Source organism: Streptomyces speibonae (genome assembly GCF_984686075.1).
Genome location: NZ_OZ480260.1, coordinates 912586 through 936069 on the forward strand (window position 1 = coordinate 912586; position 23484 = coordinate 936069).

Here is a 23484-nt window from a genome sequence, read left to right on the forward strand (position 1 = left end):
GCAGGCGGTGGGGAAGGGGCGGCCGTACGGCACGGCCGCCCCCTTCGGTTTCCGGTCTTCCCGCGGAACTCAGCGGCGGCGCCTCCGCGGGGACGGCACCTCCAGTTCCGTCGGCTGCGGTACGTCCCCGTCCTGGATCCGCTGCCACACGTCGCGGTAGAGACGCGCGACCGGGCGGAGGGGTACCGCGACGCCCAGCACCGGGTCCTGGCCCTCGGTCAGGTCGTACAGGGGCAGTTTCCAGCTCTCCAGCGGGAGGTGCGGGTTGGTGAGCCGGGTCCAGCCTCCGGGGAGGAACAGGGAGCGTCCCGCCTTGGAGCGGCTGCCCTCGATGACCAGGTCGGTAGCGGCGAGTTCGGCGCGGGCGGCCCGGAGCCGGGCCGTTCCGCCGCGCTGCTTGCCCCAGCCGGTCCAGCGTGCGGTGTTGCGGTCGGTGGGGTCGGGCATGGCGAGCAGCATCAGGTACAGGACGGCGGCGTCCTCGCCGATGCCGTACCGCTTGGCTACTTCCGTGACCAGGTCGGGTACGGAACGGGCGGGGTCCTGCGGCCACCACGTGCCCTCCGCGTCGCGCTCCCCGCCGACCGGGTTGCCCGGGTCGGCGAGCAGTTCGGCGAAGGCCCGGTCGTGCATGAGGCGCAGCGCGGTCTGTACGACGGTCGGCGGCTGCCCGGGGAACAGCGCCGCCGCGTACGGGTCGTTGCCCGCCGGGTCGAGCAGGGCGGTGCGGAGTGCGGCGTAGGGCGAGGAGCTTCCCGTGCCCAGCACGACGGCGCCGTAGCGCTCGAAGCCGTCGCCGGTCTCCGTGGGGTCGCCGGCGGCCCGCCGGTACTCCTCCGCGTCGATCCTCCCGTCGACTTCGACCAGCAGGTCCGGGTGGGCCAGCCGGGCGCGTATCGCGGTCAGTACGCCGGGCAGGGCGGCGCGGACCGGGTCGCCTGCCGCGAGGCGGTGGGCGAGCCACGCGGCCAGCGGTACGGCTCCCTTCAGGGCGTCGCCGTCGAAGCCGGGCCCGGACTCGGCCGGCTGGGGACCGTAGGGGCCGGGCGTCCAGGTCAGGTCCCGGGTCAGCCGGGGCTCGGTCCGCAGGTCGACGAAGCCGTACAGGGCCGGGACCGGGGCCCATCCCCGTGGCGCCACGGTGCGGGCGGCGTCGTGGACCACTTCCTCGGGGACGGGGGTGCGCCGGCCCAGCCGCTCGTTCCAGACCGCGGCCGCGCGGGCGGCGTCGGGGCCGTCCGTCCACAGCCGGGCGGGGTCGTCGGGCAGCAGGGCCGCCACGACTGCCTGCCGGACCCTCGGGTCCACGGCCTTCAACTCGTCCTTGGCCACGCGCGCGTCCGCCGTCTTCACGCCGATCGTCTTCAGTGTCGCGGCGGGTACGGGTTCGCGCTGGTCGTCGATCCTGGGCAGGCCCGCGACGATCAGACGGGCCATGGTCGGGGTGACTCCGGTGAGCCGTGCGAACTCCTCGGCCGCCGCCGGGAACCAAGGGGCCGGTCCGCGTGCGGCGAGTTCGGCGCGCAGCCGCGCGGCCCAGCCGGACGGGCGCGTCGGCTCGGGGACGAACGGCCGTGTGGCGACCGCGGTGTAGGGCGCGGGGACGGCGAAGCGGCCGGAGGGGTCGTGGAAGAGTGCTCCGTAGTGCCGGCCCGTGGGCTCGTCCGCGTCCTCCTCCGCCAGGAAGAAGTACGGGCGGTCGGGGACCAGCAGGAACGCCCCACCACCGAGGTCGAGGACGGTGGTGTCCATGTATCCCTTGATGGCGTCGGGCCCTTCGAACAGGCTCGGGTCCAGGCGCAGCCGGACGCACCGCCAGTGGCCGGGGTCCAGGTCGGTGAGCCCCTGTGCGTCGAACTCCTCGAGGAACCTCCGCAGCGCGTCCCGGTATTCCTCCGCGGTGGCCTCGGACGCGGCCCTCAGGGCCACGATCGCGGGCAGTGTCGGCAGGGCTATGGGGTCCAGTTTCACCAACGCCCGCTGCTTCTCCTGGTCCAGGTGGGTCCGTCCGGCGGGGGCCGGCTCGGGTTCGCCCCGCATCGACCGGCCGACCAGGCCCGGCAGGTCGAACAGGTAGTGGTCGGAGCGGTAGTACCTGTCCCGCCAGCCGTTGCCGGTCAGGCCCACGCCGTTCACCGCCGCCTCGAGCAGTTCGTCCCCCGGCCTGGGCCGCGGCTCGTCGGGCTTGTGAGGGGCGGCCCCGGCGACCGCGGCGTCCAGCCGGGCGCGCGCCGCGTCCAGGGTGCGCTGCTGCTCCGCGGCGAACCGCACCACGCCGGTGATGCCGGCCCGCAGCGCCTCGTGGGTGACCTCCGGCAGCAGGGTGCGCACCAGGGCGGGCACCCGTTCCACGCCCCGCTCGGCGGGTTCCGTTCCCGGCTCGTCCTGGTCGCCGGTGTCGCGCGGCGTCTCCTCCTCCATGGCCTCGGCGAGCAGTGCTGCCGCGGTGTCGTCCACGATCCGGCGGAGCGCCGCGGAGCCCTGCGGGTCGCGGGGCTGGAGCCGGTGCCAGTGGGAGAGAGGCGGCATCACGGGGGTGCCCGCCGAGAAGGGGCCGGCGACGCAACCGTCGGCGACCTCGGCGAGGGACTCGCCGTCCGCACCGAGCAGGCGGACCCTGCCGTGCATCCATTCCAGGACGCTCACGACCCGGTCGGTGCCGGGGAACACCAGGGCGTGCGCCAGGACACCCCCGATGTGGGGCGGCACGAGGGCCGTGCGGCCGCCGAGGTCCTCGCCCCGCTGCGAGCCGTCGGGCAGCGTGATCACCCGCCAGCCGATCAGTCCGTCCACGGGGGCGCACACCGGGCCCGGTACGGCGGTGGGGTCGGGCAGCAGCAGCCCGGAGTGGAGGGTGCTGCCCTCGGGGGCGGTGCTGAGCCCCTCGCTGATCCAGCCGGGCGCGCCGGGCGGGCCCTCCGCGCCACTGACCGGGTCGTACCGGCGCCAGTTGCTCTTCGATCTGTCGACCCAGTCGTGGGACCACACCCAGTACGACGTGCCGTCGCTGATCATCCGCCGCCTGCCCGGCACATGGGTGTCCCCTCGCCGCAGCACGCCCTCGCCGGCGGTCCGGCCGCCGCCGGGCAGCGGGACGGAGGCGTGCGGCATGCCGTTCGACCCGTTGGTTTCGGCCGCCTCGACGGCGCGGGAGAAGCGGACGTCGCCCACGAGCTCCGTCGGTGGCGTGGCGCCCGTGTCGGGGTGGTACCAGTAGCCGTACGACTGGCCCGCGGACCTGTCGTACCACGAGACGAGCAGTGCGCCGTCCACATAGCGGGCGTCGCTGCCTGCCGCCGTGTCCGGCAGGCGCAGCCGGTGGCTGAGGACCGTGCCCTCCGCGCCGATCACCCGGGCGTGTCCGTCGCGCAGCACGATCAGGTGCGGCCATGCCTCGGCCATGCGGGTCTTCCGCGCCGCCTCGGCGGAAGCTGCCGAGGCGATGGCCTCGTCCCAGGCGGGCCAGCCCAGTTCGTCGAGTATCCCGGAGCGCAGGGTGCGGGCGAGGACCCCGGCCATGCCGGTGCTCAGGGCCTGTCGCACCTCCGCTTCGGCGGCCGCGAGGATCTCGCCGGGCAGCCACTCCAGCGTCTCGAACGGACCGCGGCGGTCGAAGGCGCCCAAGGTGCTGGTGATGTACCGGCGGCTGACCTCGGCGACCCACTCGGCGAGCATCGGGCGCCCACCGGGCGACTCGGCCAGCGCGGCCAGGGCGCGTCCTTCGCCGGGCAGGCGCCCGTCGGTGGGGCAGCCGCGCCGGAAGGCCTCGCGGAAGCGGGCGTCGGCCTCCAGGGCGACGAGGTCACGCCGCTCGTCGCGGACGCCCCAGCCGCGCAGGCCCAGACTCGCGCCTTCCTCGGGGTCCGCGACCGGGATGCGCAGGGCGAGCAGCTGGTCGAGGAGGTCGATGTCGCCGACGGGCGGTCGCAGGGTGCCGCCCGAGGCGGTCAGTTCGGTGCGCAGGGCGTCGGCCATGCGGTCGACGAGCGGGTACAGCTCGGGCGGCGCGAGGTGGCGGCTGTCGGCGCGGCACAGGGTGATGAACCTGCGCGTCCAGCCGGCCGTGCCGTCGGGCGAGCGTTCCTCGGCGGGCAGCGCGGCGTCGCACAGCCCGGTGGTGGCTCCGGTCTCCTCCAGCAGGCCGATCCACAGCCCCAGCTCTTCGTGCTCCCACTCGGAGGGAAGCAGCCCCAGCAGGGCGCCGCGGGCGGCGGGGTCGCGCTTGGCCAGTTGCTTGAGGGCGGTGCGGTGGGCCTTCCACCAGCCGACGGGCGCCTTGGCGGTGCCGGGCAGCGTCAGCATCTCGCGCAGATACGCCGTCTCCTCGGCGAGCGCGTTCTTGCCCGCGGCCGCCTTCGCCAGTCTGCGCAGGTCGCCCGCGGCCGGGCTGGACGGGGGGAGGCCGTGCGCCGCGAGCCGCAGGAAGAGGCCGCGCAGATGCCGGAACGCCGTCGCCGCCGGGACCCGGGCCGGGAGCCCCTTGGCGTAGCTGGAGAGCACCTTGGTCGGCATGGCGTCGGCGAGGGCGAACTCCAGGAAGACCGCGTCCATGCGGGCCTCGTCGAACGGCAGTCCGTGCGCCGTCTCGGCCTTGCGCGCGTTGACGAACATCATGGACGCGTAGGACCGCTCACCGGCCGCGAGGAAGACCCGTCCGGCCTGCTCGTAGAAGGTCGGCAGGAAGTGCGGTACGGAACCGGCGAGGCGTTCGCCGATGGACTCGTAGGCGGCGCGGGCCCGCTTCGGCCGGGACCGGGCCGTCCGGGCGATCTTGTCCATCTCCTCGACCAGGGACATGGCCAGGTGTCCGTCCGAGGGGTGACGGGTCAGGATCCAGTCGGGGAAGCCCAGGGCCCGGTGCTGCCCGACGCCGACCTCCACCGGATCGCCCTCGGGCACGAGTCCGAGGAAACCGGTGTCCGGGGTTCCGGTCCCGTCGTCGGCGGTCAGCCGGACGACGACCCGGCCGTCCAGGCCCGGATGGCGGTAGGCCCGGGTGTACATGGGCACGGCCCGCTCGCCGCCGCCCGCGGTGCCCGGCGGCAGCACCGCGCCGGCGCGCAGCAGCTCCTCCACCTCCGCCGGCTCCCCGCCTCGTGTGGTCGCGTCGTTCATGCTCGTGCTGCCTTCCGTGGGTGTGCGTGCCGCCTCGCCGTTCACCGGGAGCCCTCCGTGCCCTCGCTGCGGCCGGCGTGCAGGGCGGCGGCCATGCGCATGCCTTCGGACCAGGCCACGGGGCCGACCTCGGTCAGCGGGAGCGTGCCCTGCCCGTCCGCGTCGCCCCAGGTCAGGTGGCCGGTCCAGGCCTTCTCCTCGCTGTAGGGGTCGCTCATGCCGACCGAGGCGGTGACGATGCGTCCGGCATCCCGGATCCGGTCGACGACGGCGCTGCCGGCGATCTTGTAGCCGAGGGAGGTGGCGCGGGCGGTGAGGTGGAACCACGAGCGGTACTCGGCCTCGGCGAACTCGGTGACCCTGGTGGTCCCGGGGGCGATCCCCTCGGGCTTGCGCCAGGTGGCGCGGTGGAGCTGCTCGACGCCCTGGACCATGCCCGACTCGGCCGCGAACACGCGGAGTTCCTCCAGGTCGGGCAGGAGTACCGGGTGCGGCATGGTCACGGTGGGCAGGTTCAGCCGGACGGTCTCGCCGTCCAGGTTCACCACGCTGAGTTCGCCCGTGTCACGGGCGTCGCGCAGGAAGCCGGTCTCGTCGGGGCCGTCACCGACCACGACGATGTCACGCAGGGCCGTCCGCCACGCCTCGTCGGGCCAGACCCGGGCCAGCAGGCCGGCCGGCACCGGCAGCGAGGACACCATCCACGTGGTGACCTGGGCCGCGCACTCCGCCGCGTGGCGGTCCAGCCACTGGGCGAACCGCTGGAGTTCGACCACCTCGGGCCGGTCCCGTATCTCCGCCGGCAGGGTCTTGCGCGGTGTGTGCTCCTGTCCTGCCGGGGCGTCCGGCGTCGCCTGCCGCGCCACCACCCGCCCGTCCACCAGAGCGACTTCGTACGCCTCGCCCGCTGCCAGCCAGCCCATGGGTCCTTCGCCTCTTCCAGCACTCGTCCGCACGCACAGCGCGTCCGGCGGCCCCAAGGGGCGCGCCCTGCTGTGACGTTGGCGAAAGACTAGGGGCAGCCACCGACATCGGCCGTGCCGGCTGCGCGGCGGCCCGGCACGGCGGAACGAACGGCCGCCCCTACGAGCAGCGGAGCGGGCCTTCCCTGCCGTCACGGCGGGTCGTCCCGAGGCCCGCGGCCCTGGCGTTTCTCTTCTCCGGTCCGCCGAAAGACCAGGTCAGCGATGCTCCCGACGATGCCTCAGGTGGCGCAACAGTTCTGCAACACCACTTTCCCTATCGGATAGGTAGGGTTCCGGCCATGCCTCCGACCGAACGCATCCGAGACCACGCCGGCCAGGGCGCGACCACCGTCGCCGCCCACCGTGCGCGACGCCGGCTGCGCGCGGACCGGGCACGCCGGCTCGCCGACCTCCTCCGGCACCAGATCCTGGCCGGCGGCTTCCCGACCGGGATCCTCCCCCACGAGTCCACTCTCTCCGGTGACTACGGCGCCTCCCGCAACACCGTCCGCGAGGCGCTGGACCTCCTGCGCGCCGAAGGGCTGGTCGAACGCCGGCCCGGCGTCGGCACGGTGGTCGTGGCCCGCAAGTACCCCCACGGCCTCGACCGTCTGATGGGCCTCGCGGAGACACTCCACGAGCACGGCCGGGTCACCAACGAGGTCCGGACCATGGGCCCCGTCGCGGCACCGCTCCCCGTCGCCGACCGGCTCCGCCTCCCGGCCGGCACCGATGTCCTGTGCATCGAACGCCTGCGCCGCCTGGGCGGTCTCCCCCTGTCCCTGGACCTGACCTACATCCCCCTGGACATCGGCACCGCCCTGCTCGACTGCGACCTGGAGAACACGGACGTCTTCCGTCTGCTGGAAGCGGTCACCGGCCGGCCGCTCGGCCACGCCGAGATGACGCTGGAGGCGGTCAACGCCGACGCGCACTCCGCCGCCGTGCTCCAGGCCCCGCGCGGCGCGGCCGTGCTGATGCTGGAACGCCTCACCCACCTCGCCGACGGGCGCCCCGTCGACCTGGAGTTCATCCGCTTCCGCGGCGACCGCATCACGATGAGCGGCCTGCTGCACCGCTCCCTGTGACCGCACCGCCTTCCCGCCACCCGCCCCGCCTTCCCCGCCGGACCGCACCGCCTCGCAGCACTCGCACCGCCCTTTTCTCTCACCGAGTCCGACCTTCCGGAGACAGCCATGCCCCTGGTGCCCCAACGGGCCGACGTGCCCGTGACCATCGACGCCTCGAAGTGCATCGACGGCTGCACGCTCTGCGTGGACATGTGCCCGCTGGACTCCCTGGCCATCGACACCGACAGCGGCACGGCCTACATGCACGTCGACGAGTGCTGGTACTGCGGGCCGTGCGCGGCCCGCTGCCCCACGGGAGCCGTCACGGTCAACATGCCCTACCTGCTCCGGTGAAAGGCCCCGCCACCATGAAACGCACGGCAGTCGCCGCGTCCGCGCTCGCCCTTCTGCTCCCGCTCGCCGCCTGCGGCGGTGAGGCCGGGGCCGGGGACGACTCCACGGTCACCGTCACCGTCGGCTACCAGTCCAAGACCATCAACACGGTCACGGCCGGCACTCTGCTCCGCTCCCTCGGCTACTTCGAGAAGCGGCTGAACGCGCGCGGCGACGGCGTCACCTACAAGGTCGTCTGGCAGGACTACGCCACCGGTGCCCCCATCACGGCCCAGATGACCGCCGGAAAGATCGACATCGGGTCGATGGGCGACTTCCCCCTGCTCATCAACGCCGCCCGGGGCAAGCAGCTGGGCCGCCCCACCCGCCTGGTGTCGGTCACCGGCTACAACCTGCGCGGCGGCCTGAACACCATCGTCACCGCGCCCGGCTCCCGGCTCACCTCCCTGAAGGACCTCAAGGGCCGGAAGGTGTCCACGAGCGTCGGCTCGGCCGCCGACGGCACGCTGGTACGGGCCCTGCAACGCGCCGGCGTCGACCCGGGCGAGGACGTCGAGAAGCTCAACCAGCAGCCCGCGGTGGGCGCCTCGGCCCTCGCCGCCGGCAGCGCGGACGCGCTGTCGCAGTTCGTCGCCTGGCCGGGCCTGCTGGCCCACCAGGGCAAGGCGACGGCCCTGTACGACGGCGCGCAGCTGAATCTGCCGACCTTCCACGGCGTCGCGGCCCGCCAGGACTTCGCGAAGGCACGGCCGGCCGTGCTGGAGGAGTTCCTCAAGGCGCAGGCACAGGCCACCGACTACCTCGACGACCATCCCGTCGCCGCCGCCGAGAAGGTCGCGGAGGCCACCGGACTGCCCGCCGAGGTGGTCTACCTCTACAACGGCGCCCACGGCATCGCCACCTTCGACCCGGCCCTCAAGCCGCGGCTCGTCTCCGCCCTGAAGCAGGACGTGACGATCCTGAAGTCGGCCGGGCTGACCGGCGACGTGGACGTGGACTCCTTCGTCGACGACCGGTATGTGAAGAAGGCTCTGGGGGCGGCGGCGTACGCGGAGCGGCTCGCCGCCACGCCACCGGCCGCGGCGAGCGAGGTGTGGCCGAAGGGCGCCACGCGGACGCGCACCTTCACCTCACCCGGGCAGCTGCTGCGTCACGTGTCCGGCCACCGCGACACCGTCCGCGCCGCCTACGTCCCCGACGCCGTCACCGGCACCCTGTGGTTCGCGGACCGGGCGGTGTGGGTGGCGGACGGCAGCAGACTGCTGCCCTTCGCCGCACGGGCGACCGCGCGGACCTACACCGACACGCACGGCGGCGCCCGCGTCATCACCTACGCCGAGGCACTGGAGCGGGCGTCATGACCCGGTACGCGCTGCGCGGTCTGTCCCTGGCCGCGGGTCTCGGCCTCTGGCAGTTGCTGACCGGCCGCGACGTCGACATCTGGCTGCGCTTCTCGCAGTTCCCCACGGTCACGGACGTGGCCCGGACCTTCGGCGAGCGGCTGTCGGGCCCCGACTACTGGACGGATCTGACGGACAGCCTCACCCGCATCGTCACCGGATTCCTGCTGGCCACCGTGGTGGGAGTCGCCACGGGTGTGCTGGTGGCCCGCTCACGGCTCGCGGAGGACCTGCTCGGCACGCTGCTGGAAGTCGTCCGCCCGATCCCGGCCATCGCCCTGGTCCCCGTGGCGATCCTGCTGTTCCCCTCGAACGAACAGGGCATCGTCTTCATCACCTTCACCGCCGCCTACTTCCCGGTCCTGGTCTCCACCCGGCACGCCGTACGCGCCCTGACGCCCGTGTGGGAGGAGGCGGTGCGCACCATGGGCGGGGGCAGATGGCGGGTCCTCGGCTCGGTCGTCCTGCCGGGGGCGCTGCCCGGCATCTTCGGCGGGCTGTCCGTGGGCATCGGCGTCTCGTGGATCTGTGTGATCTCCGCCGAGATGATCTCCGGCCAGTACGGGGTCGGCTACCGCACCTGGCAGGACTACACGGTCGTCGACTACCCCGGCGTGTTCGTCGGCATGGTCACCATCGGCGTGCTCGGCTGGCTCACCTCCACCGCCGTCGAACTGCTGGGCCGCCGGCTGACCCACTGGCTGCCCCGGACGTCGTACGTGCCCGGCGGGCGGCCCCTGCGGCGGGCGCGCGGCGCCGCCGCCGTCGTACCGGCCGGCCCCGCAACCGAGGAGAAGGTGCCCCATGACCAGCTCGTCTGATGTGCGTTCGCCCGCTCGCACCGGGGCGGGGCTCTCCCTGCGCGGCGCCGCCCTGGGGCGGCCCGGCGCGCCCGTGCTCGAGGAGGTGGACCTCCAGGTGGCCCCGGGCGAGACCCTCACCGTCGTCGGGCCCTCCGGCTGCGGCAAGTCGACGCTGCTGCGCACGCTGGCCGGGCTGCTGCCGCCCCTCGCCGGTGAGGTCACCCAGGACGCGGACCCGCTGACGGGGCCCTCCGCCGACCGTGCGCTGATCTTCCAGGAGGACGCCCTCCTGCCGTGGCGCACCCTGCGCGCCAACGTCGAACTGCCGCTCGCGGTCAAGGGGGTGCCCCGCCGGGAACGCCGTGCGCAGGCGGCGGCCTGGCTCACCCGCGTCGGGCTCACCGACCAGTCCCGGCAGCTGCCGCACCGCGTCTCCGGCGGGCAACGCCAGCGCGCCCAGCTGGCCCGGGCCCTCGCGGGAGCACCCCGCGCGGTGCTGATGGACGAACCGTTCGGCGCCCTCGACGCCCAGACCCGGGCGGGCATGCAGGACCTGCTGGTGGAGGTGTTGCACGGCACGGGCGCCACCGTCGTCTTCGTCACCCACGACGTGGACGAGGCGCTGTTCCTCGGCGACCGGGTGGCCCTGCTCGGCGCCGGCCGCCTCGTCGCCGTACGGGACGTTCCGCGCCCGCGCGAGCGCGCCGTGGACGACGATCCGGCGCGCGTCGCCCTGCGGCGCGACGTCCTCACCTCACTCGGTGCCTGAAAGGCACGCTCCCCGAAAGGCACGCTTCGTGAAAGGCACGCTGGTGGACACCCCCTTGCGGATCCCGGACCTCGCCGACGCCGAGGAAGTGACCTGCGACGTCCTCGTGATCGGCGGCGGCACCGCCGGCACCATGGCCGCCCTGACGGCCGCCGAGCACGGCGCGGACGTGCTGCTGCTGGAGAAGGCGCACGTCCGTCACTCGGGCGCGCTCGCCATGGGCATGGACGGCGTCAACAACGCGGTCGTCCCGGGCCGCGCGGAGCCGGACGACTACGTCGCCGAGATCACCCGTGCCAACGACGGCATCGTCGACCAGAGCACCGTCCGGCAGACCGCCACCCGCGGCTTCGCGATGGTGCGCCGGCTGGAGTCGTACGGGGTGAAGTTCGAGAAGGACGAGCACGGCGCGTACGCGGTCCGGCAGGTCCACCGCTCCGGCTCGTACGTGCTGCCGATGCCCGAGGGCAAGGACGTCAAGAAGGTCCTGTACCGGCAGTTGCGCCGGCGCGAGATGCGCGAGCGGATCCGGATCGAGAACCGGGTGATGCCGGTCCGCGTGCTCACGGCCGGGGGGCGGGCCGTGGGCGCGGCCGGCTTCCACACGCGCACGGGCGCCTTCGTCACCGTCCGGGCGGGTGCCGTGATCCTGGCGACCGGTGCCTGCGGGCGTCTCGGCCTTCCCGCGTCGGGCTATCTGTACGGCACGTACGAGAACCCGACGAACGCGGGTGACGGCTACGCGATGGCCTATCACGCGGGCGCGGAGCTCACCGGCATCGAGTGCTTCCAGATCAATCCGCTCATCAAGGACTACAACGGCCCGGCCTGCGCCTACGTCGCCAATCCCTTCGGCGGCTATCAGGTCAACCGGCACGGCGAACGGTTCGTGGACTCCGACTACTGGTCGGGCCACATGATGGCGGAGTTCGCGGCCGAGGTGGCCGGCGACCGGGGGCCGGTGTACCTGAAGCTCAGTCACCTGCCGGAGGAGTCGGTCGCGGCGCTGGAGTCGATCCTGCACTCGACGGAACGCCCGACGCGCGGCACCTTCCACGCCGGCCGCGGCCACGACTACCGCACCCACGACGTCGAGATGCACATCTCCGAGATCGGCCTGTGCGGCGGCCACTCGGCCTCGGGCGTACGGGTCGACGACCACGCCCGGACCACCGTCCCGCGCCTGTATGCCGCCGGCGACCTGGCCTGCGTCCCGCACAACTACATGATCGGCGCGTTCGTCTTCGGGGACCTGGCCGGTGCGGACGCGTCCCAGTACGCGCCGTACGAGGGGACGTTGCCCCTCGACCAGCTCCGGGAGGCGCACGAGCTGATCTACCGTCCGCTGCGCAATCCTGACGGCCCGCCGCAGCCCCAGGTCGAGTACAAGCTGCGGCGCTTCGTGAACGACTACGTGGCCCCGCCCAAGTCCGGCGCCCGGCTGTCGCTGGCACTGGAGGCCTTCGAGCGGATGCGGGACGACATCGCCGCGATGGGCGCCCGCACCCCGCACGAGCTGATGCGCTGCGCGGAGGTGAGCTTCATCCGCGACTGCGCGGAGATGGCCGCGCGGGCCTCCCTGGCCCGCACGGAGTCCCGCTGGGGTCTCTACCACGAGCGTCTCGACCACCCGCGGCGCGACGACGCCTCCTGGCTGCACCATCTCGATCTGCGCAAGTCGCCTTCGGGGGCCATGGAGTTCACGGCGCGTCCGGTGGCTCCCTACGTCGTTCCCGTCGACGAGTTCAGTCCGGTCGGGGGGCCGTCCCGGCACCTCGGCGAGGTCCACCCGGAGCAGGTGGCGGTCGCGGGGGCCCGGGACGCGGCTCCGGTGGCGGTGCGGCCGGAGCCGGCCGTCACCCCATCGTCCGCAGGCGCCGGTACCGGCGCGGACACACCGGCCACCCCACGCCTGCTGGAACTGCTCTCCCTCGCGGAGGACGGAACCGAACTCCCTGTCCTCACACCCTACTTGGCCGATCCCGACCCCGCCGTGCGCCGGACGGCCGTCACCGTCCTGACGGAGACGGTGCCGCCGGGCACCGGGCCGGCCCTGGCCGCCGCGCTCGCCGACACCGACGCCGGCGTCCGCGCCGCCGCGGCCGCCTCGCTGCGCGAACTGGTCGAGACGCTGGCCCCCGAACCCGCCCTGCGCGACGGCCTCGCGGGCGCGCTGTCCGGCTCGGACCCCGTCGCCCGCGCCGCCGCGCTGGACGTCCTGCGGGTCCTGCGCCTCGGTGACACCGGGCTGTTCGCGGATGCCCTGTCGGACGCGGACATCTCCGTGCGTGTCGCGGCGGTGCGGGCGCTCGTGTCGGTCGACGCGGCCGAGGAGCTGGCCCGCGCGGCCGCCGACCCCTCCCGCGAGGTCCGTGTCACCGTCGCGAAGGCCCTGGCCGGCGTGGCAGGGCAGCTGGGTGACACGCCGGACGGTCCGGCGCCGGGCCGGGTCCGGTCCGCGCTCGTCGGGCTCCTCGACGACGCCGACGCGCTGGTGAGGGCGGCCGCGTACGAAGCCCTGGGCACGACCGGCTGTCCGGCTCCGCTGGCCGCACGCGCGCGGGCGGCTCTGTCCGACGCCGCCTGGCAGGTGCGGGCCGGGGCGGCCACCGCGCTGTCCCGCGCGGAGTCCGGCATCGCGGTGCCCGCCCTGGCCGAGGCCCTCGGGGACTCGAACGCCGATGTCCGCAAGGCCGCCGTGACGGCACTGGCCCGGCACCGTGCCGGCGCGGACGCGCGGGCGGCCCTGGCGACGGCGACGGCGGATCCGGACGCGGACGTCAGGGCCTATGCGGCCCGCGCCCTGTGACGGCCCGCGGCAGCGCCGGCCGCCGCCCCGGTGGACGGCCGTCCTCTCGGAGTGTGAGATCTTTCCCAATTTTCCTAGTGAAATACTAGGGAATGCTTGACCGGGCTCGTGGAGGGTGCGCAGGATGGGGAGCATGTCCCGTCAGCAGCAGCGACTCGTTCGTCGTCGGCACGTCGACTTTGGTCACGTCGTCAGTGCCGCGTGCTGTCGCGCGTGAGGCACCCGGCCCGCTCGCGGGCCGACGCCGCTCCGCTCCCGCCTGCCCAGGCCGTCGGACGCCCGCGTCCGGTGTCCGCGACGGCCCCACCCACTCCTGAGGGACAACGCCATGACCACGGCACTTCCGGCCCAGGCCGCCACGACTCCCCCCGACACCCCCCGTCTGCGCCTGGTGGGCGACACCGCTCGCCGGCCCCGCCAGGACCACGCGTCCGCGCCGCTCGTCGGCTACCTCCTCCTCGTCCCCGAAGGCACCGATCCCGCCGAGCTCTTCGCCAAGGACAGGCCGCGCCCGGAGATCCGGCCCGTGGCGGCCGCCGCGGACCCGGCCCCCGTCCCGCCGCCGGTCGACGACGTGATCCGCATCGATCCGGAGCGCCATGTCGCCTCGGTCGACGGACGTGAACTCGACCTGACCTACCTGGAGTTCGCGCTGCTGGCGCACCTCGTCCGGCATCCCCACCACGTGCAGGCGCGGGAGCGGCTGGTGACCGCCGTGTGGGGCTACGACCACGTCGGCGACGGCCGCACCGTGGACGTCCACATCGCCCGTCTGCGCCGCAAGCTGGGCGCCGCCCACCGGCACCGCATCGTCACCGTCCGGCGCGTGGGCTACAAGTACGTGCCCGAGCGGCGGGAGAGCACCCCCACCGCTTCCCAGGGCCGAATCTGAGGAGACCACGACCATGGGCCCTGCCTGCGCGCCGCCCCGTCCCGCCCCGCCGTCCGACCGGGCCGGGCCCGGTGCCGCGCACTGGCTGCGCGTGGCCCGCGAGGCGGCTGACGACCTGGCCACGGACTGTGTCGCCCGGGAGCAGGCGGGCAAGGCCCCGGTCGACGAGGTGTCCCGGCTGCGCGAGGCGGGACTGCTGACGCTCCGTGCCCCGGCCGGGTCCTGGGAAGGCGGCGCGGACTGGACCACGGCCTATGCGGTCGTGCGGGAGATCGCCGCGGCCGACGGCGCGATCGGGCGACTGCTCGGCTGTCACTACTTCCTGGGGTGGAGCGCCCGGTTCTTCGCCGGGCCCGGGTCCGCGGCCCGGCTGGAGGAGCGGTCCGCGGCCGAACAGTGGTGCTGGGGCGGCGGTCTGGCGCGTCAGGAGCCGCCGCTGACGCTGGCCAGGACCTCCAAGGGGATGGTGCTCCACGGCCGGCAGAGCTACTCCACCGGGGTCCTGGTCGCCGACCGGCTCGCCGTGCGCGCCGTGCGGGAGAACACGGGTGAACCGCTCGCCGTCGTGGTGGATCCCGCACGGCGCGGTGTCGTGACCGACGGCGACGCCGACACGTTCGGCCAGCGGCTCGCGGCCGGCGGCAGCGTGGAGTTCGACCGCGTGCGGGTGAGTGCGGACGACGTGCTCGGCTCCCTGTCGGCGGACGAGGACGTGCTGTCGCCCCGGGCCGCCCTGGCCTCTCCCGTCGGGCGGCTGTTCTCCGCCCAGTTGCTGCTCGGCATGGCCGAGGGAGTGCTCGGTGAGACCCGTGAGTACAGCCGGACGGGCCCCACGCCCGGTCACCCCGCCTGGGCGCCCGGAGTCCCGCGCGATCCGGGCGACGCGCAGGTGCAGACCGCCTACGGGGAGCTGGCCGTCCTCTCCCGCTCCGCGTCCGCGCTCACCGACCAGGCCCTGGACGCCGTACGGGACGCGGTGGCGCTCGGCGAGGACCTCACCTACGAGGAGTGCGCGGACCTCTCCGCCCTGGTGGCCATGGCCGAGACCGCCGCGGCCCGGGCCGCGCAGGAGACCGCCACCCGCTCCCTCGACATCATCGGCAGCCGCTCCGCCTCCGCGCGGCTGGGCCTCGACCGGTTCTGGCGCAACACGCGCACGCACACCCTGTACGAGCCCGTCGCCCACCGGCTCCGCGACGTCGGGGAGTACTTCCTCAGCGGCGCGCACCCTCCGTTCGTGCTGCCCGTCTGATCCGAGGAGCGGGAACATGCGGATCGCGGGGCCGTCGTGACGTGGTCCACGGGGTCGGCCGGGCTGGCCGCCGGGCTGCTCATCGCGCTGGTGACCGCGCCGGTCGGGGTGTCGGGCGCGGTGTTCCTGCTGCCGGTGCAGCTGAGCGTCCTCGGGGTGCCCAGCCCGGCGGTCACCCCCACCAATCTGCTGTTCAACGTGGTCGCCGGGCCCGGCGCCCTGCTGCGCCACCACCGCGAGGGCCTGCTGCGCGGCCCGCTGACGCGCCGCCTCGTGGCCGGCACGCTGCCCGGGGTGGTCATCGGCGCAGCCGTCCGGGTCTTCGCCGTGCCGGGGGCCACCGTGTTCCGGTTGCTGGTCGCCGCTCTGCTGCTGCCGCTGGGCCTGTGGCTCGTGGGGCGCACGCTGCGGCCCGCCCGGCGGTCCGGGGCTGCGGAACCCTCACCCCGCGCCCTCACCGGACTGGCCCTGGCCGTCGGGGTCGTCGGCGGGATCTACGGAATCGGCGGCGGGTCGGTCCTGGGCCCGGTGCTGGCCGGCCGGGGCATGCCCGTCGCCCGCGTGGCACCGGCCGCCCTCGCCTGCACCTTCGCCACCTCCGTCACCGGCGCCGCGGCCTTCGCGCTGCTGTCCCTGACCGGCACCGGTGACACCGCCCCCGTCTGGTCCCTGGGCCTGGCCTGCGGTGTCGGCGGACTGGTCGGCGGGTATCTCGGGGCACGGCTGCGGCCCCGGCTGCCCGAGACGGCGCTGCGGCTCCTGCTCGGCACCCTGGCCGTCCTGCTCGGCGTCCTCTACACCGCGCAGTCACTGCGCTGACGACGGCGGCGGATACCGGACACGGCGATACTGGATAATGGACGCATGCGGATCTCAGCCAGGGCGGACTACGCGGTACGTGCCGCGCTACAACTCGCCGTACCGCGCGACGACCGGCCGCTGAAGGCCGAGGCGATCGCCGACGCCCAGGACATCCCGCACAAGTTCCTCGAGAGCATTCTCAACGACATGCGCCGGGGCGGTCTCGTGCTCAGCCGGCGCGGTGGCAACGGCGGTTACCTGCTGGCCAAGCCCGCCGAATCGATCAGCATCGCCGACGTGATCCGTGTCGTGGAGGGGCCCCTGGTCTCGGTGCGCGGGGTCCGCCCGCCCGAACTGTCCTACACGGGCCCCGCCGAGTCCCTGCTCCCGCTGTGGATCGCGCTGCGGTCCAATGTGCGCGAGATCCTCGAGGGCGTGTCGCTCGCCGATGTCGCCTCGGGCCGGCTCCCCGCGGAAGTGAACGCCCTGACGGACACTCCGAAGGCCTGGGTGAACCCCTGATCCGCCGCCGGCCCACCGGGTACGGATCCTGAAGGGCGGGACAAGCCCGTCCGCCATCTGAACACCCTCTTGGGGTGACCCCCGGTTTCTGCAACGATCCCTATCAGCCAGGTAGGAAAACTAGGGATGGGGGGACGGTCCATGCGCACACGCGACCGCGCCGGTCTGTCGTTCCCCCTGCTGACCTCGCGCCGCCACATCGACTTCGGCCACACGTCCAGCGCCCTCTGTCCGCCCGCCTGACGCCCTCGGCAGAGCGTCCCCTTCGCCCGGCAGCGCCACGCGCGCGCCCGACCGATCCGCCCCTTCCCCCGAGAGGACACCTCCGTGTCTGCCGCTGCACCACTTCGCACCGCCCTGCGCACCGTCGCGGCCCTTGCCGCGCTCCCCCTCCTGCTCACCGCCTGCGGCTACGGCTCCGACGCCGCCGACGACGACCAGCCGGCCGAGGTCGCGGCGGGCGCCGAGAAGCTCTCCGCCGACGAGGTGCGGATCGGTTACTTCCCCAACCTCACCCACGGAACCGCTCTGGTGGGCGTGCAGGAGGGCCTGTTCCAGAAGGAACTCGGCGGCACTCGGATCAAGACCTCGACGTTCAACGCGGGCCCGTCCGAGATCGAGGCGCTCAACGCGGGCTCCATCGACATCGGCTGGATCGGCCCCTCCCCCTCCATCAACGGCTACACCAAGTCGGGCGGCAGGAATCTGCGCATCGTCGGCGGTTCCGCCTCCGGCGGCGTGAAGCTCGTCGTCGACCCCGACAAGATCAAGACCCTGGACGACCTCAAGGGCAAGAAGATCGCCACACCGCAGCTCGGCAACACCCAGGACGTCGCGTTCCTCAACTGGATCGCGGAGAAGGGCTGGAAGGTCGACGCGCAGAGCGGCAAGGGCGACGTGTCCGTCGTCCGCACCAACAACAAGGTCACCCCGGACGCCTACAAGTCCGGCTCGATCGACGGGGCCTGGGTGCCCGAACCGACCGCGTCCAGGCTGGTCGCCCAGGGTGCGAAGGTGCTTCTGGACGAGGCCGACCTGTGGCCCGCCGAGAAGTTCGTGATCACGAACGTCATCGTCCGTCAGGAGTTTCTCGAGAAGCACCCGGACGTCGTCGAGGCCGTGCTGCGCGGCTCGGTGAAGACCAACGCGTGGATCAACGCCAACCCCGGCAAGGCGAAGGCGTCCGCCAACACGGCGCTGGAGAAGCTGTCGGGCAAGGCGCTGCCCGCCGACGTCATCGATCCGGCCTGGAAGTCCATCGTCTTCCTCGACGACCCGCTGGCCGCCACGCTCGAGAGCCAGGCGGAGCACGCGGTGCAGGCCGGTCTGCTCGACGAGCCCGACCTGCACGGCATCTACGACCTGACCCTGCTCAACAAGGTTCTCAGGGCCGAGGGCGAGAAGGAGGTCGACGACGCGGGTCTCGGCGTCGGGTGACGCCGGGCCGCACCGGCCTCATACCGGCGGTCGCTCCGCCCGCTCCCGGGCCCGCAGCCACAGCACCAGGTGCCAGTCCTGGTCGTTGGCGAGGGGGTCGGCGGTGTGGGCGGGGCGGCCGTCGACGGTCGAGGGCAGGACGAAGGCGCAGGTGGCGGAGCCGTCCGGACGGTAGTTGGCCATGTTGGCGCGCAGGATCGCCTCGGCGAGCCGGTCGGTTTCCGGCGTGCGCAGGGCGGGCGGGAGGCGCAGGAGCGTGGTGGCGGTCAGGGTGCTCCAGTAGTGGGGGAAGACGTCGCCCCACAGGCGGTGGGCTCCGAACCAGTAGCCGTCCCAGTGGCGGATCGCTATGCCGTGCAGGCGGACGTGGGGCTGCGGGCCGCCGAAGGCCAGCAGCCACGGCAGCCGTTCGGCCGCCGCGTCGAGGAAGGCGGGGTCCCCGGTGAGGGTGTGGGCGTCGACGAGAAGGTCGAGCAGGGGTGCCACGATGGACTGCTCGTAGGCCACCTCGTGGGCGGGCAGCCGCCTGCCCATGGCGACGAACTGACGTGCGCTGCCGATCAGTTGGGTGCGCAGGCTCTCGGCGCGGTCCTTCTGTCCGGCGGTGTCCAGGGCGGCGCCGACGGCCAGCGTCGCCGGGGAGAGGCCGATGGACAGGTGGGCGGCGCCGCCGAGTTCGAAGCCGCGCTCGAGGATGCGGGCCGCGAGGTCGAGGTCCTCCGGGCGGCCGTTCGCGCGGTGCCGGTCGTGGAAGAAGTGGGCCAGCCACGGGGTGTCGTACAGCCGGGGGCCGGTGTGCCAGTTCTGTGAGCCGCGGCGCGGGGCGGCGGTCTCGTCCAGCAGATGGGTCCGGGCGAATTGGGACCAGCCGTCCAGCAGCGGCTCGGTCTCCTCCGGGTCGGCCAGGCCACGGGCGGCGGCGGTCTGGAGGAGCTGCGGCATGGCGATCCGCTCGGAGCCGTCCGTCCAGTCCGGCCAGCCGTTGGTCGGCTGGGTGAGACCGGTCCGGGTGTCCACCGGCACGAAGGCGTGGGCGAGCAAACCGGGCCGCTCCCGGGCCCGCTGGTGGCGGATGATGTAGTCGACCCGGCGTCGTACGACCTCCTCCAGCGGCAGATGGAAGAGGACTTCGGTACGGGCGCCGTCTCCGAGGTCGAGGGTGCGGGTGCCGTGCCGGGACGCGCTGACCCGGTGGCGGCCCTCCGCGTCGCGCTCCACCGTCACCTCGGGGTCCGGGCTGCTCACCGGGGCGGCCCCCGTGACGACGATCGGCTGCCCGGTCTCGACGGCGTAGGCGGACAGGACGGCCGGCGGCCGGGTCGCGGTGGTGAAGTCCGCGACCGACGCGTACCAGCCCAGCTCCCACGTCAGGGTCAGCGTCTCTCCGGTCGGAACGCGCAGCACCGGCTGGCCGCCGAAGGAATCCGGGTTGCGGGCCCGGTCGGTGACCAGCAGCACCAGGTGACCGCGGGCGTCGGACCCGGAGTTCTGGTTGCGCGACTCGACGGAGTACGCCCGCAGCGCACCCTCCCGTACGGTCAGGCCCAGGCACCGGCCCTCCCCCGACATCGGCTGGGCCAGCGCCCACGCCCAGGTCCCGCCGGTGAACACGTGCGCGTGCACCGCCCGCTCCAGGGAGCGCTCCGCGCCGTCGTACAGGTCGCCGAACGGGGTCCGGATGCCCAGACCGGTGACCGCGAGCGGCTCCCGGCCGGTGTTGCGGACCGCGCACCGCTCGTACAGCAGGCCCTCGCGCACGGAGCGCCGCACCTCCACGCGGACCCCGGGGAGGGGTGTGTGCACGGCCTCGATCACCCCGTCCGCCGCCCGCAGTTCGGCGGGTGTGTGCCAGCGGGCCGCGCCCCGGTCCGTGACCAGGTGTCCCGCACCCCACTGGTGCTCGACCGAGTGCCACGCGGTGGCGTCGGTGTCCAGCAGGAACCGGCGTTCCGGGTGCTCCTCGTCGACGAACCGCAGGGGGGCACCGGTGAGGGGATCGAGGACCACGTGGCCCGGGCCGAAGGTGAGGATCTCCGGGACAACATCCTTGGTCGGCACGGCGCTTTCCCCTTCCTCCGGTGTCACACCCGTCTCTCCGGTGTCACACCCGACCCTCCCCGCTCACGGGGCGATCAATGCGGCCGCCCTGGAAACGGTCCGGGGAGCGGGCCCGTCACGGACGCTTCCGCCTGGCAGAAGCCGCCTTGCGCGGCGGCCGCGCCCGTCAGGACCCTGTTGCCCAACCACGGCACGCGGGGCCATGGCGCCCCGCCGACAGGGACGGGGACGCCCATGCCTCACATGACGGCCTTCGCCAGGAACCAGTGGTACGTCGCCGCCTACAGCCACGAGGTGGGTCGGGAGCTGCTCGGCCGGTCGGTGCTCGGTGAGCCGCTCGTGCTGTACCGGAGCGAGCAGGACGGCACCCCGGTCGTGCTCAACGACCGGTGCGTGCACCGCCGTTATCCGCTGTCCGAGGCGCCGACGCGGCTCGACGGGGACCGGATCGTGTGCGGGTACCACGGGTTCACCTACGACACGACCGGCGCGTGTGTGTACGTGCCGGGGCAGAAGCGCGTGCCGCGTACCGCGCGCGTGGCCTCCTACCCGGTCGTGGAGCAGGACTCGCTGGTGTGGGTGTGGATCGGTGACCCGGCGCTCGCCGACCGGGGGACCGTTCCGCGGGCCCGGCACCTGGACTCCCCGGGGTGGGTGACCGTGCGGGGCATGGAGCCCGTCGACTGCGACTACGGGCTGCTCGTGGACAACCTCCTCGACCTGTCCCACGAGACCTATCTGCACGGGGGTTACATCGGCACCCCCGAGGTCGCCGAGACCCCGATCACCACCGAGGTCGACGAGGGCGCCGGGATCGTACGGGTGAGCCGGCACATGGACAACGCCGAGTGCCCGCCGTTCTACGCCCGGTCCACCGGGATCGACGGGCGGATCGACCGGTGGCAGGACATCGAGTACCACGCGCCCTGTCTGTATCTGCTGCACAGCCGGGTCGCCCCGGCCGGTGTGGCGCCGGAGCCGGACGGCAGCGATCCGCACGGCTTCCACACCGAGATCACGTACGCCATCACCCCGTCCGCCGACGGCAGTGTGTACGACTTCTGGGCGGTCTCCCGGGACTGGGCCACCGACGACACGGAGGTGAGCGACTTCCTGCGGGACAACAACCGCACGGTCGTCATGCAGGACGTGGACGCGCTCAATCTGCTCCAGCGCTCCCTCGGCAGCGAACGCGCCGGCTACCAGGAGCTGAGCATCAACATCGACACCGGCGGGCTGGCCGCCCGCCGCATCCTCGCCCGGCTGGTGGAGGAGGGCAACAAGCCCGTGGAGAACGTGCGATGAGCGGGCGCACCGGCGAGATCTACCGCATCGACTGGCTTCCGGGCACCGATCTGCTGCACGGCACCTGCCACTGCGGCCGCGAGCACACGGCGCAGGACCCGGTCGAGATGTGGGACTGGATGCTCGCCCATCCGCAGGGCCACGAACCCCGGGGAGCCGGTGCATGACGTCGTACGACGGCATGGAACTCGTCGTCGAACGGCGGGAGCGGGCGGCCGCGGACGTGCTGCTGCTCACCCTGCGCCACCCGCACGGCGCGGACCTGCCCGCCTGGGAGCCGGGCGCGCACGTCGACCTGCTGCTCGGGCCCGGACTGGAGCGGCAGTACTCGCTGTGCTCGGACCCGGCGGACCGCGGCGCCTGGCGGATCGCCGTGCTGCGCGAGCCGGACGGGCGCGGCGGCTCCGCCTACGTGCACCGGCGGATCCGGCCGGGCGACACGGTACGGGTGCGCGGACCGCGCAACCGCTTCCCGCTGGAGCCCGCCCGCCGCTACCGCTTCATCGCGGGCGGCATCGGCATCACCCCGATCCTGCCCATGCTGGCCGCGGCCGAGGAGGCGGGCGCCGACTGGACGCTGCTCTACGGCGGGCGCACCCGCGCGTCGATGGCGTTCACCGGTGAACTGGCCCGCTACGGGGCGCGGGTGAGCCTCGCCCCCGAGGACGAGACCGGGCTGCTCGACCTGCCCGCGGTGCTGGCCGGCCTGCCGTCCGGCACCCTCGTCTACTGCTGCGGTCCCGGGCCGCTGCTCGACGCGGTGGAGGAGCGGTGCCCGCCCGGGGTGCTGCGCGTGGAGCGGTTCCGGCCGAAGGAGCGGCCCGCCGGCGCCGGGAACGCGTTCGAGGTCGTGCTGTCCCGCAGCGGCCGTACGCTCACCGTTACCCCGGACGTGTCCGTGCTGGACGCCGTCCGGGGAGCCGGCGTCGAGGTGCTGTACTCCTGCACCGAGGGCACCTGCGGCACGTGCGAGACCGACGTGCTGGAAGGGGAGCCCGACCACCGCGACTCGCTGCTCACCGAGGAGGAGCGGGCCCGCGGGGAGACGATGCTCATCTGCGTCTCCCGGTGCCGGGGGCGGCGGCTGGTGCTGGACCTGTGATGTGGGTGAATCGTCAACAACCCATGGGTGCCGAGGCATTGACCCGGGTTCCGCGCGGGCCCTACGTTCGCGATCAGCACGTGTTCTCTCTGCGCACAGCCTGTTCGGAACGTCCGGTCCGGTACCACCGCGGGAGTCACTTTCATGCGTCGTCTGTTCATCGGTCTCACGGCCGTCTCCGTCCTCGCCGCCGCGACCGCCTGCGGCTCGTCCGACTCCGGCGGATCGGACGGGTCCGGCTCCTCCGCGGGCACCACGACGGTGACCGTGGGGCTCATTCCCATCGTCGATGTGGCGCCGCTGTATCTGGGTCAGAAGAAGGGGTTCTTCAGCGAGCGCGGACTGAAGCTGGACTTCTCCAGTGCGCAGGGCGGCGCCGCCATCGTGCCCGGTGTGGTCAGCGGCCAGTTCGAGTTCGGCTTCTCCAACATGCGCCCAGGTAACCATTAAAGCCGCAGGCTGCGGGCCTGCGGCTTCGACGGATCGTTCATGCTGGACGGGTCACCCGACACCGGGCCAGTTCTGCACCCACCACCCCTCACCCACGATGCGCCGCAGCTGGTCCTCGAGCTCGGCGGCCGCCTTGGGGTGCACGTACTTCCGGGACGCCAGCCACATGAATGTGCCTTCCTGCTCGACCCCGATCACTGCACGGTCCCCCGGCAGGCTGTCCCGGAGCTCCATGTGGATCTCGGCGGCGTGCGGAGTTTCGATCTGCTCCTCGCCGTCTCGGCCCTCCTCGCGCGATCCCCCGTGCTCCCCATCCGCCATCGCACTACCTCCCCAGGTACAGCCGCACACTCGCTCTAACGTTCGGGCGTGCGTGCGGA

At 73.5% G+C, this 23484-nt stretch carries 18 protein-coding genes and 1 pseudogene; 15 read left to right on the forward strand and 4 right to left on the reverse strand.

Going from position 1 to position 23484, the window contains the following annotated elements:
• Positions 1 to 69: 69 nt before the first annotated feature.
• On the reverse strand, positions 70 to 5115 hold the full coding sequence (locus tag AC5L3C_RS03780; protein ID WP_493646910.1) for a DNA-binding protein: 5046 nt from the start codon (positions 5113 to 5115) through the stop codon (positions 70 to 72).
• Positions 5116 to 5156: 41 nt separating this feature from the next.
• Positions 5157 to 6038 (reverse strand): DUF4132 domain-containing protein, encoded by an 882-nt coding sequence (locus tag AC5L3C_RS03785; RefSeq protein WP_125502553.1) that lies wholly within the window; start codon positions 6036 to 6038, stop codon positions 5157 to 5159.
• Positions 6039 to 6379: 341 nt separating this feature from the next.
• Between AC5L3C_RS03785 and AC5L3C_RS03790 the strand changes: the two genes are divergently transcribed.
• The 11 genes from AC5L3C_RS03790 to AC5L3C_RS03840 all read left to right on the forward strand — a co-directional run bounded on the left by AC5L3C_RS03790 (position 6380) and on the right by AC5L3C_RS03840 (position 18189).
• Entirely contained in the window at positions 6380 to 7168 is a 789-nt protein-coding gene (locus tag AC5L3C_RS03790) for a GntR family transcriptional regulator (protein WP_125502555.1), read from the forward strand.
• Positions 7169 to 7276: 108 nt separating this feature from the next.
• Positions 7277 to 7504, forward strand: a complete 228-nt coding sequence (locus AC5L3C_RS03795) for a 4Fe-4S dicluster domain-containing protein (RefSeq protein ID WP_125502557.1) — start codon at positions 7277 to 7279, stop codon at positions 7502 to 7504.
• 14 nt (positions 7505 to 7518) lie between these two features.
• Complete coding sequence (locus AC5L3C_RS03800) at positions 7519 to 8865, forward strand: ABC transporter substrate-binding protein (protein ID WP_125502559.1); 1347 nt, start codon at positions 7519 to 7521, stop codon at positions 8863 to 8865.
• Positions 8862 to 9725 carry an ABC transporter permease gene (locus tag AC5L3C_RS03805; RefSeq protein ID WP_125502561.1) on the forward strand — a complete coding sequence of 288 codons (864 nt, stop codon included), beginning with the start codon at positions 8862 to 8864 and terminating at the stop codon, positions 9723 to 9725. The genes AC5L3C_RS03800 and AC5L3C_RS03805 overlap by 4 nt, the downstream gene beginning before the upstream one ends.
• Positions 9709 to 10476, forward strand: coding sequence for an ABC transporter ATP-binding protein (locus AC5L3C_RS03810; protein ID WP_125502563.1), 768 nt, complete (start codon positions 9709 to 9711; stop codon positions 10474 to 10476). The genes AC5L3C_RS03805 and AC5L3C_RS03810 overlap by 17 nt, the downstream gene beginning before the upstream one ends.
• A gap of 28 nt (positions 10477 to 10504) precedes the next feature.
• Positions 10505 to 13285, forward strand: a complete 2781-nt coding sequence (locus AC5L3C_RS03815; protein WP_125502565.1) for a fumarate reductase/succinate dehydrogenase flavoprotein subunit — start codon at positions 10505 to 10507, stop codon at positions 13283 to 13285.
• Between the two features lie 328 nt (positions 13286 to 13613).
• Positions 13614 to 14177 (forward strand): winged helix-turn-helix domain-containing protein, encoded by a 564-nt coding sequence (locus tag AC5L3C_RS03820; protein ID WP_125502567.1) that lies wholly within the window; start codon positions 13614 to 13616, stop codon positions 14175 to 14177.
• 13 nt (positions 14178 to 14190) lie between these two features.
• Positions 14191 to 15429 (forward strand): acyl-CoA dehydrogenase family protein, encoded by a 1239-nt coding sequence (locus AC5L3C_RS03825; RefSeq protein ID WP_125502568.1) that lies wholly within the window; start codon positions 14191 to 14193, stop codon positions 15427 to 15429.
• A gap of 36 nt (positions 15430 to 15465) precedes the next feature.
• Positions 15466 to 16248: a sulfite exporter TauE/SafE family protein gene (locus tag AC5L3C_RS03830; RefSeq protein WP_125502570.1), complete on the forward strand. Its 783-nt coding sequence runs from the start codon at positions 15466 to 15468 to the stop codon at positions 16246 to 16248.
• A 45-nt stretch (positions 16249 to 16293) separates the two neighbouring features.
• A complete protein-coding gene (locus AC5L3C_RS03835) occupies positions 16294 to 16752 on the forward strand; it encodes an RrF2 family transcriptional regulator (RefSeq protein WP_493646916.1) in 459 nt (152 codons plus the stop codon).
• Between the two features lie 327 nt (positions 16753 to 17079).
• Entirely contained in the window at positions 17080 to 18189 is a 1110-nt protein-coding gene (locus AC5L3C_RS03840; protein ID WP_493646917.1) for an aliphatic sulfonate ABC transporter substrate-binding protein, read from the forward strand.
• 18 nt (positions 18190 to 18207) lie between these two features.
• On the opposite strand, the gene AC5L3C_RS03845 is transcribed toward AC5L3C_RS03840, so the two are convergent.
• Positions 18208 to 20247: a hypothetical protein gene (locus AC5L3C_RS03845; protein WP_493646919.1), complete on the reverse strand. Its 2040-nt coding sequence runs from the start codon at positions 20245 to 20247 to the stop codon at positions 18208 to 18210.
• 234 nt (positions 20248 to 20481) lie between these two features.
• Here AC5L3C_RS03845 and AC5L3C_RS03850 point away from each other — a divergent pair, with 234 nt between their 5' ends.
• From AC5L3C_RS03850 to AC5L3C_RS03865, 4 genes and pseudogenes are all read left to right on the forward strand, one after another.
• Positions 20482 to 21552: a Rieske 2Fe-2S domain-containing protein gene (locus tag AC5L3C_RS03850; protein WP_493646920.1), complete on the forward strand. Its 1071-nt coding sequence runs from the start codon at positions 20482 to 20484 to the stop codon at positions 21550 to 21552.
• The gene (locus AC5L3C_RS03855; RefSeq protein ID WP_125502579.1) at positions 21549 to 21719 is read left to right on the forward strand and encodes a hypothetical protein; all 171 of its coding nucleotides are present in this window, start codon (positions 21549 to 21551) and stop codon (positions 21717 to 21719) included. Before AC5L3C_RS03850 ends, AC5L3C_RS03855 begins: the two co-directional genes overlap by 4 nt.
• Complete coding sequence (locus AC5L3C_RS03860; RefSeq protein ID WP_125502582.1) at positions 21716 to 22654, forward strand: PDR/VanB family oxidoreductase; 939 nt, start codon at positions 21716 to 21718, stop codon at positions 22652 to 22654. The genes AC5L3C_RS03855 and AC5L3C_RS03860 overlap by 4 nt, the downstream gene beginning before the upstream one ends.
• Before the next feature lie 144 nt (positions 22655 to 22798).
• A pseudogene (locus tag AC5L3C_RS03865) lies at positions 22799 to 23086 on the forward strand (ABC transporter substrate-binding protein); the annotation flags it as partial.
• A gap of 69 nt (positions 23087 to 23155) precedes the next feature.
• Here AC5L3C_RS03865 and AC5L3C_RS03870 read toward each other — a convergent pair.
• Positions 23156 to 23425 carry a hypothetical protein gene (locus AC5L3C_RS03870; RefSeq protein ID WP_493646922.1) on the reverse strand — a complete coding sequence of 90 codons (270 nt, stop codon included), beginning with the start codon at positions 23423 to 23425 and terminating at the stop codon, positions 23156 to 23158.
• Positions 23426 to 23484 lie beyond the last annotated feature (59 nt).

Coding starts and splice junctions, on each gene's coding strand:
- AC5L3C_RS03785 (WP_125502553.1), bottom strand. CDS start 6,038: ATGGGCTGGCTGGCAGCGGGCGAGGCGTACGAAGTCGCTCTGGTGGAC.
- AC5L3C_RS03790 (WP_125502555.1), top strand. CDS start 6,380: ATGCCTCCGACCGAACGCATCCGAGACCACGCCGGCCAGGGCGCGACC.
- AC5L3C_RS03825 (WP_125502568.1), top strand. CDS start 14,191: ATGGGCCCTGCCTGCGCGCCGCCCCGTCCCGCCCCGCCGTCCGACCGG.
- AC5L3C_RS03805 (WP_125502561.1), top strand. CDS start 8,862: ATGACCCGGTACGCGCTGCGCGGTCTGTCCCTGGCCGCGGGTCTCGGC.
- AC5L3C_RS03810 (WP_125502563.1), top strand. CDS start 9,709: ATGACCAGCTCGTCTGATGTGCGTTCGCCCGCTCGCACCGGGGCGGGG.
- AC5L3C_RS03795 (WP_125502557.1), top strand. CDS start 7,277: ATGCCCCTGGTGCCCCAACGGGCCGACGTGCCCGTGACCATCGACGCC.
- AC5L3C_RS03860 (WP_125502582.1), top strand. CDS start 21,716: ATGACGTCGTACGACGGCATGGAACTCGTCGTCGAACGGCGGGAGCGG.
- AC5L3C_RS03820 (WP_125502567.1), top strand. CDS start 13,614: ATGACCACGGCACTTCCGGCCCAGGCCGCCACGACTCCCCCCGACACC.
- AC5L3C_RS03870 (WP_493646922.1), bottom strand. CDS start 23,425: ATGGCGGATGGGGAGCACGGGGGATCGCGCGAGGAGGGCCGAGACGGC.
- AC5L3C_RS03850 (WP_493646920.1), top strand. CDS start 20,482: ATGCCTCACATGACGGCCTTCGCCAGGAACCAGTGGTACGTCGCCGCC.
- AC5L3C_RS03780 (WP_493646910.1), bottom strand. CDS start 5,115: ATGAACGACGCGACCACACGAGGCGGGGAGCCGGCGGAGGTGGAGGAG.
- AC5L3C_RS03800 (WP_125502559.1), top strand. CDS start 7,519: ATGAAACGCACGGCAGTCGCCGCGTCCGCGCTCGCCCTTCTGCTCCCG.
- AC5L3C_RS03855 (WP_125502579.1), top strand. CDS start 21,549: ATGAGCGGGCGCACCGGCGAGATCTACCGCATCGACTGGCTTCCGGGC.
- AC5L3C_RS03835 (WP_493646916.1), top strand. CDS start 16,294: ATGCGGATCTCAGCCAGGGCGGACTACGCGGTACGTGCCGCGCTACAA.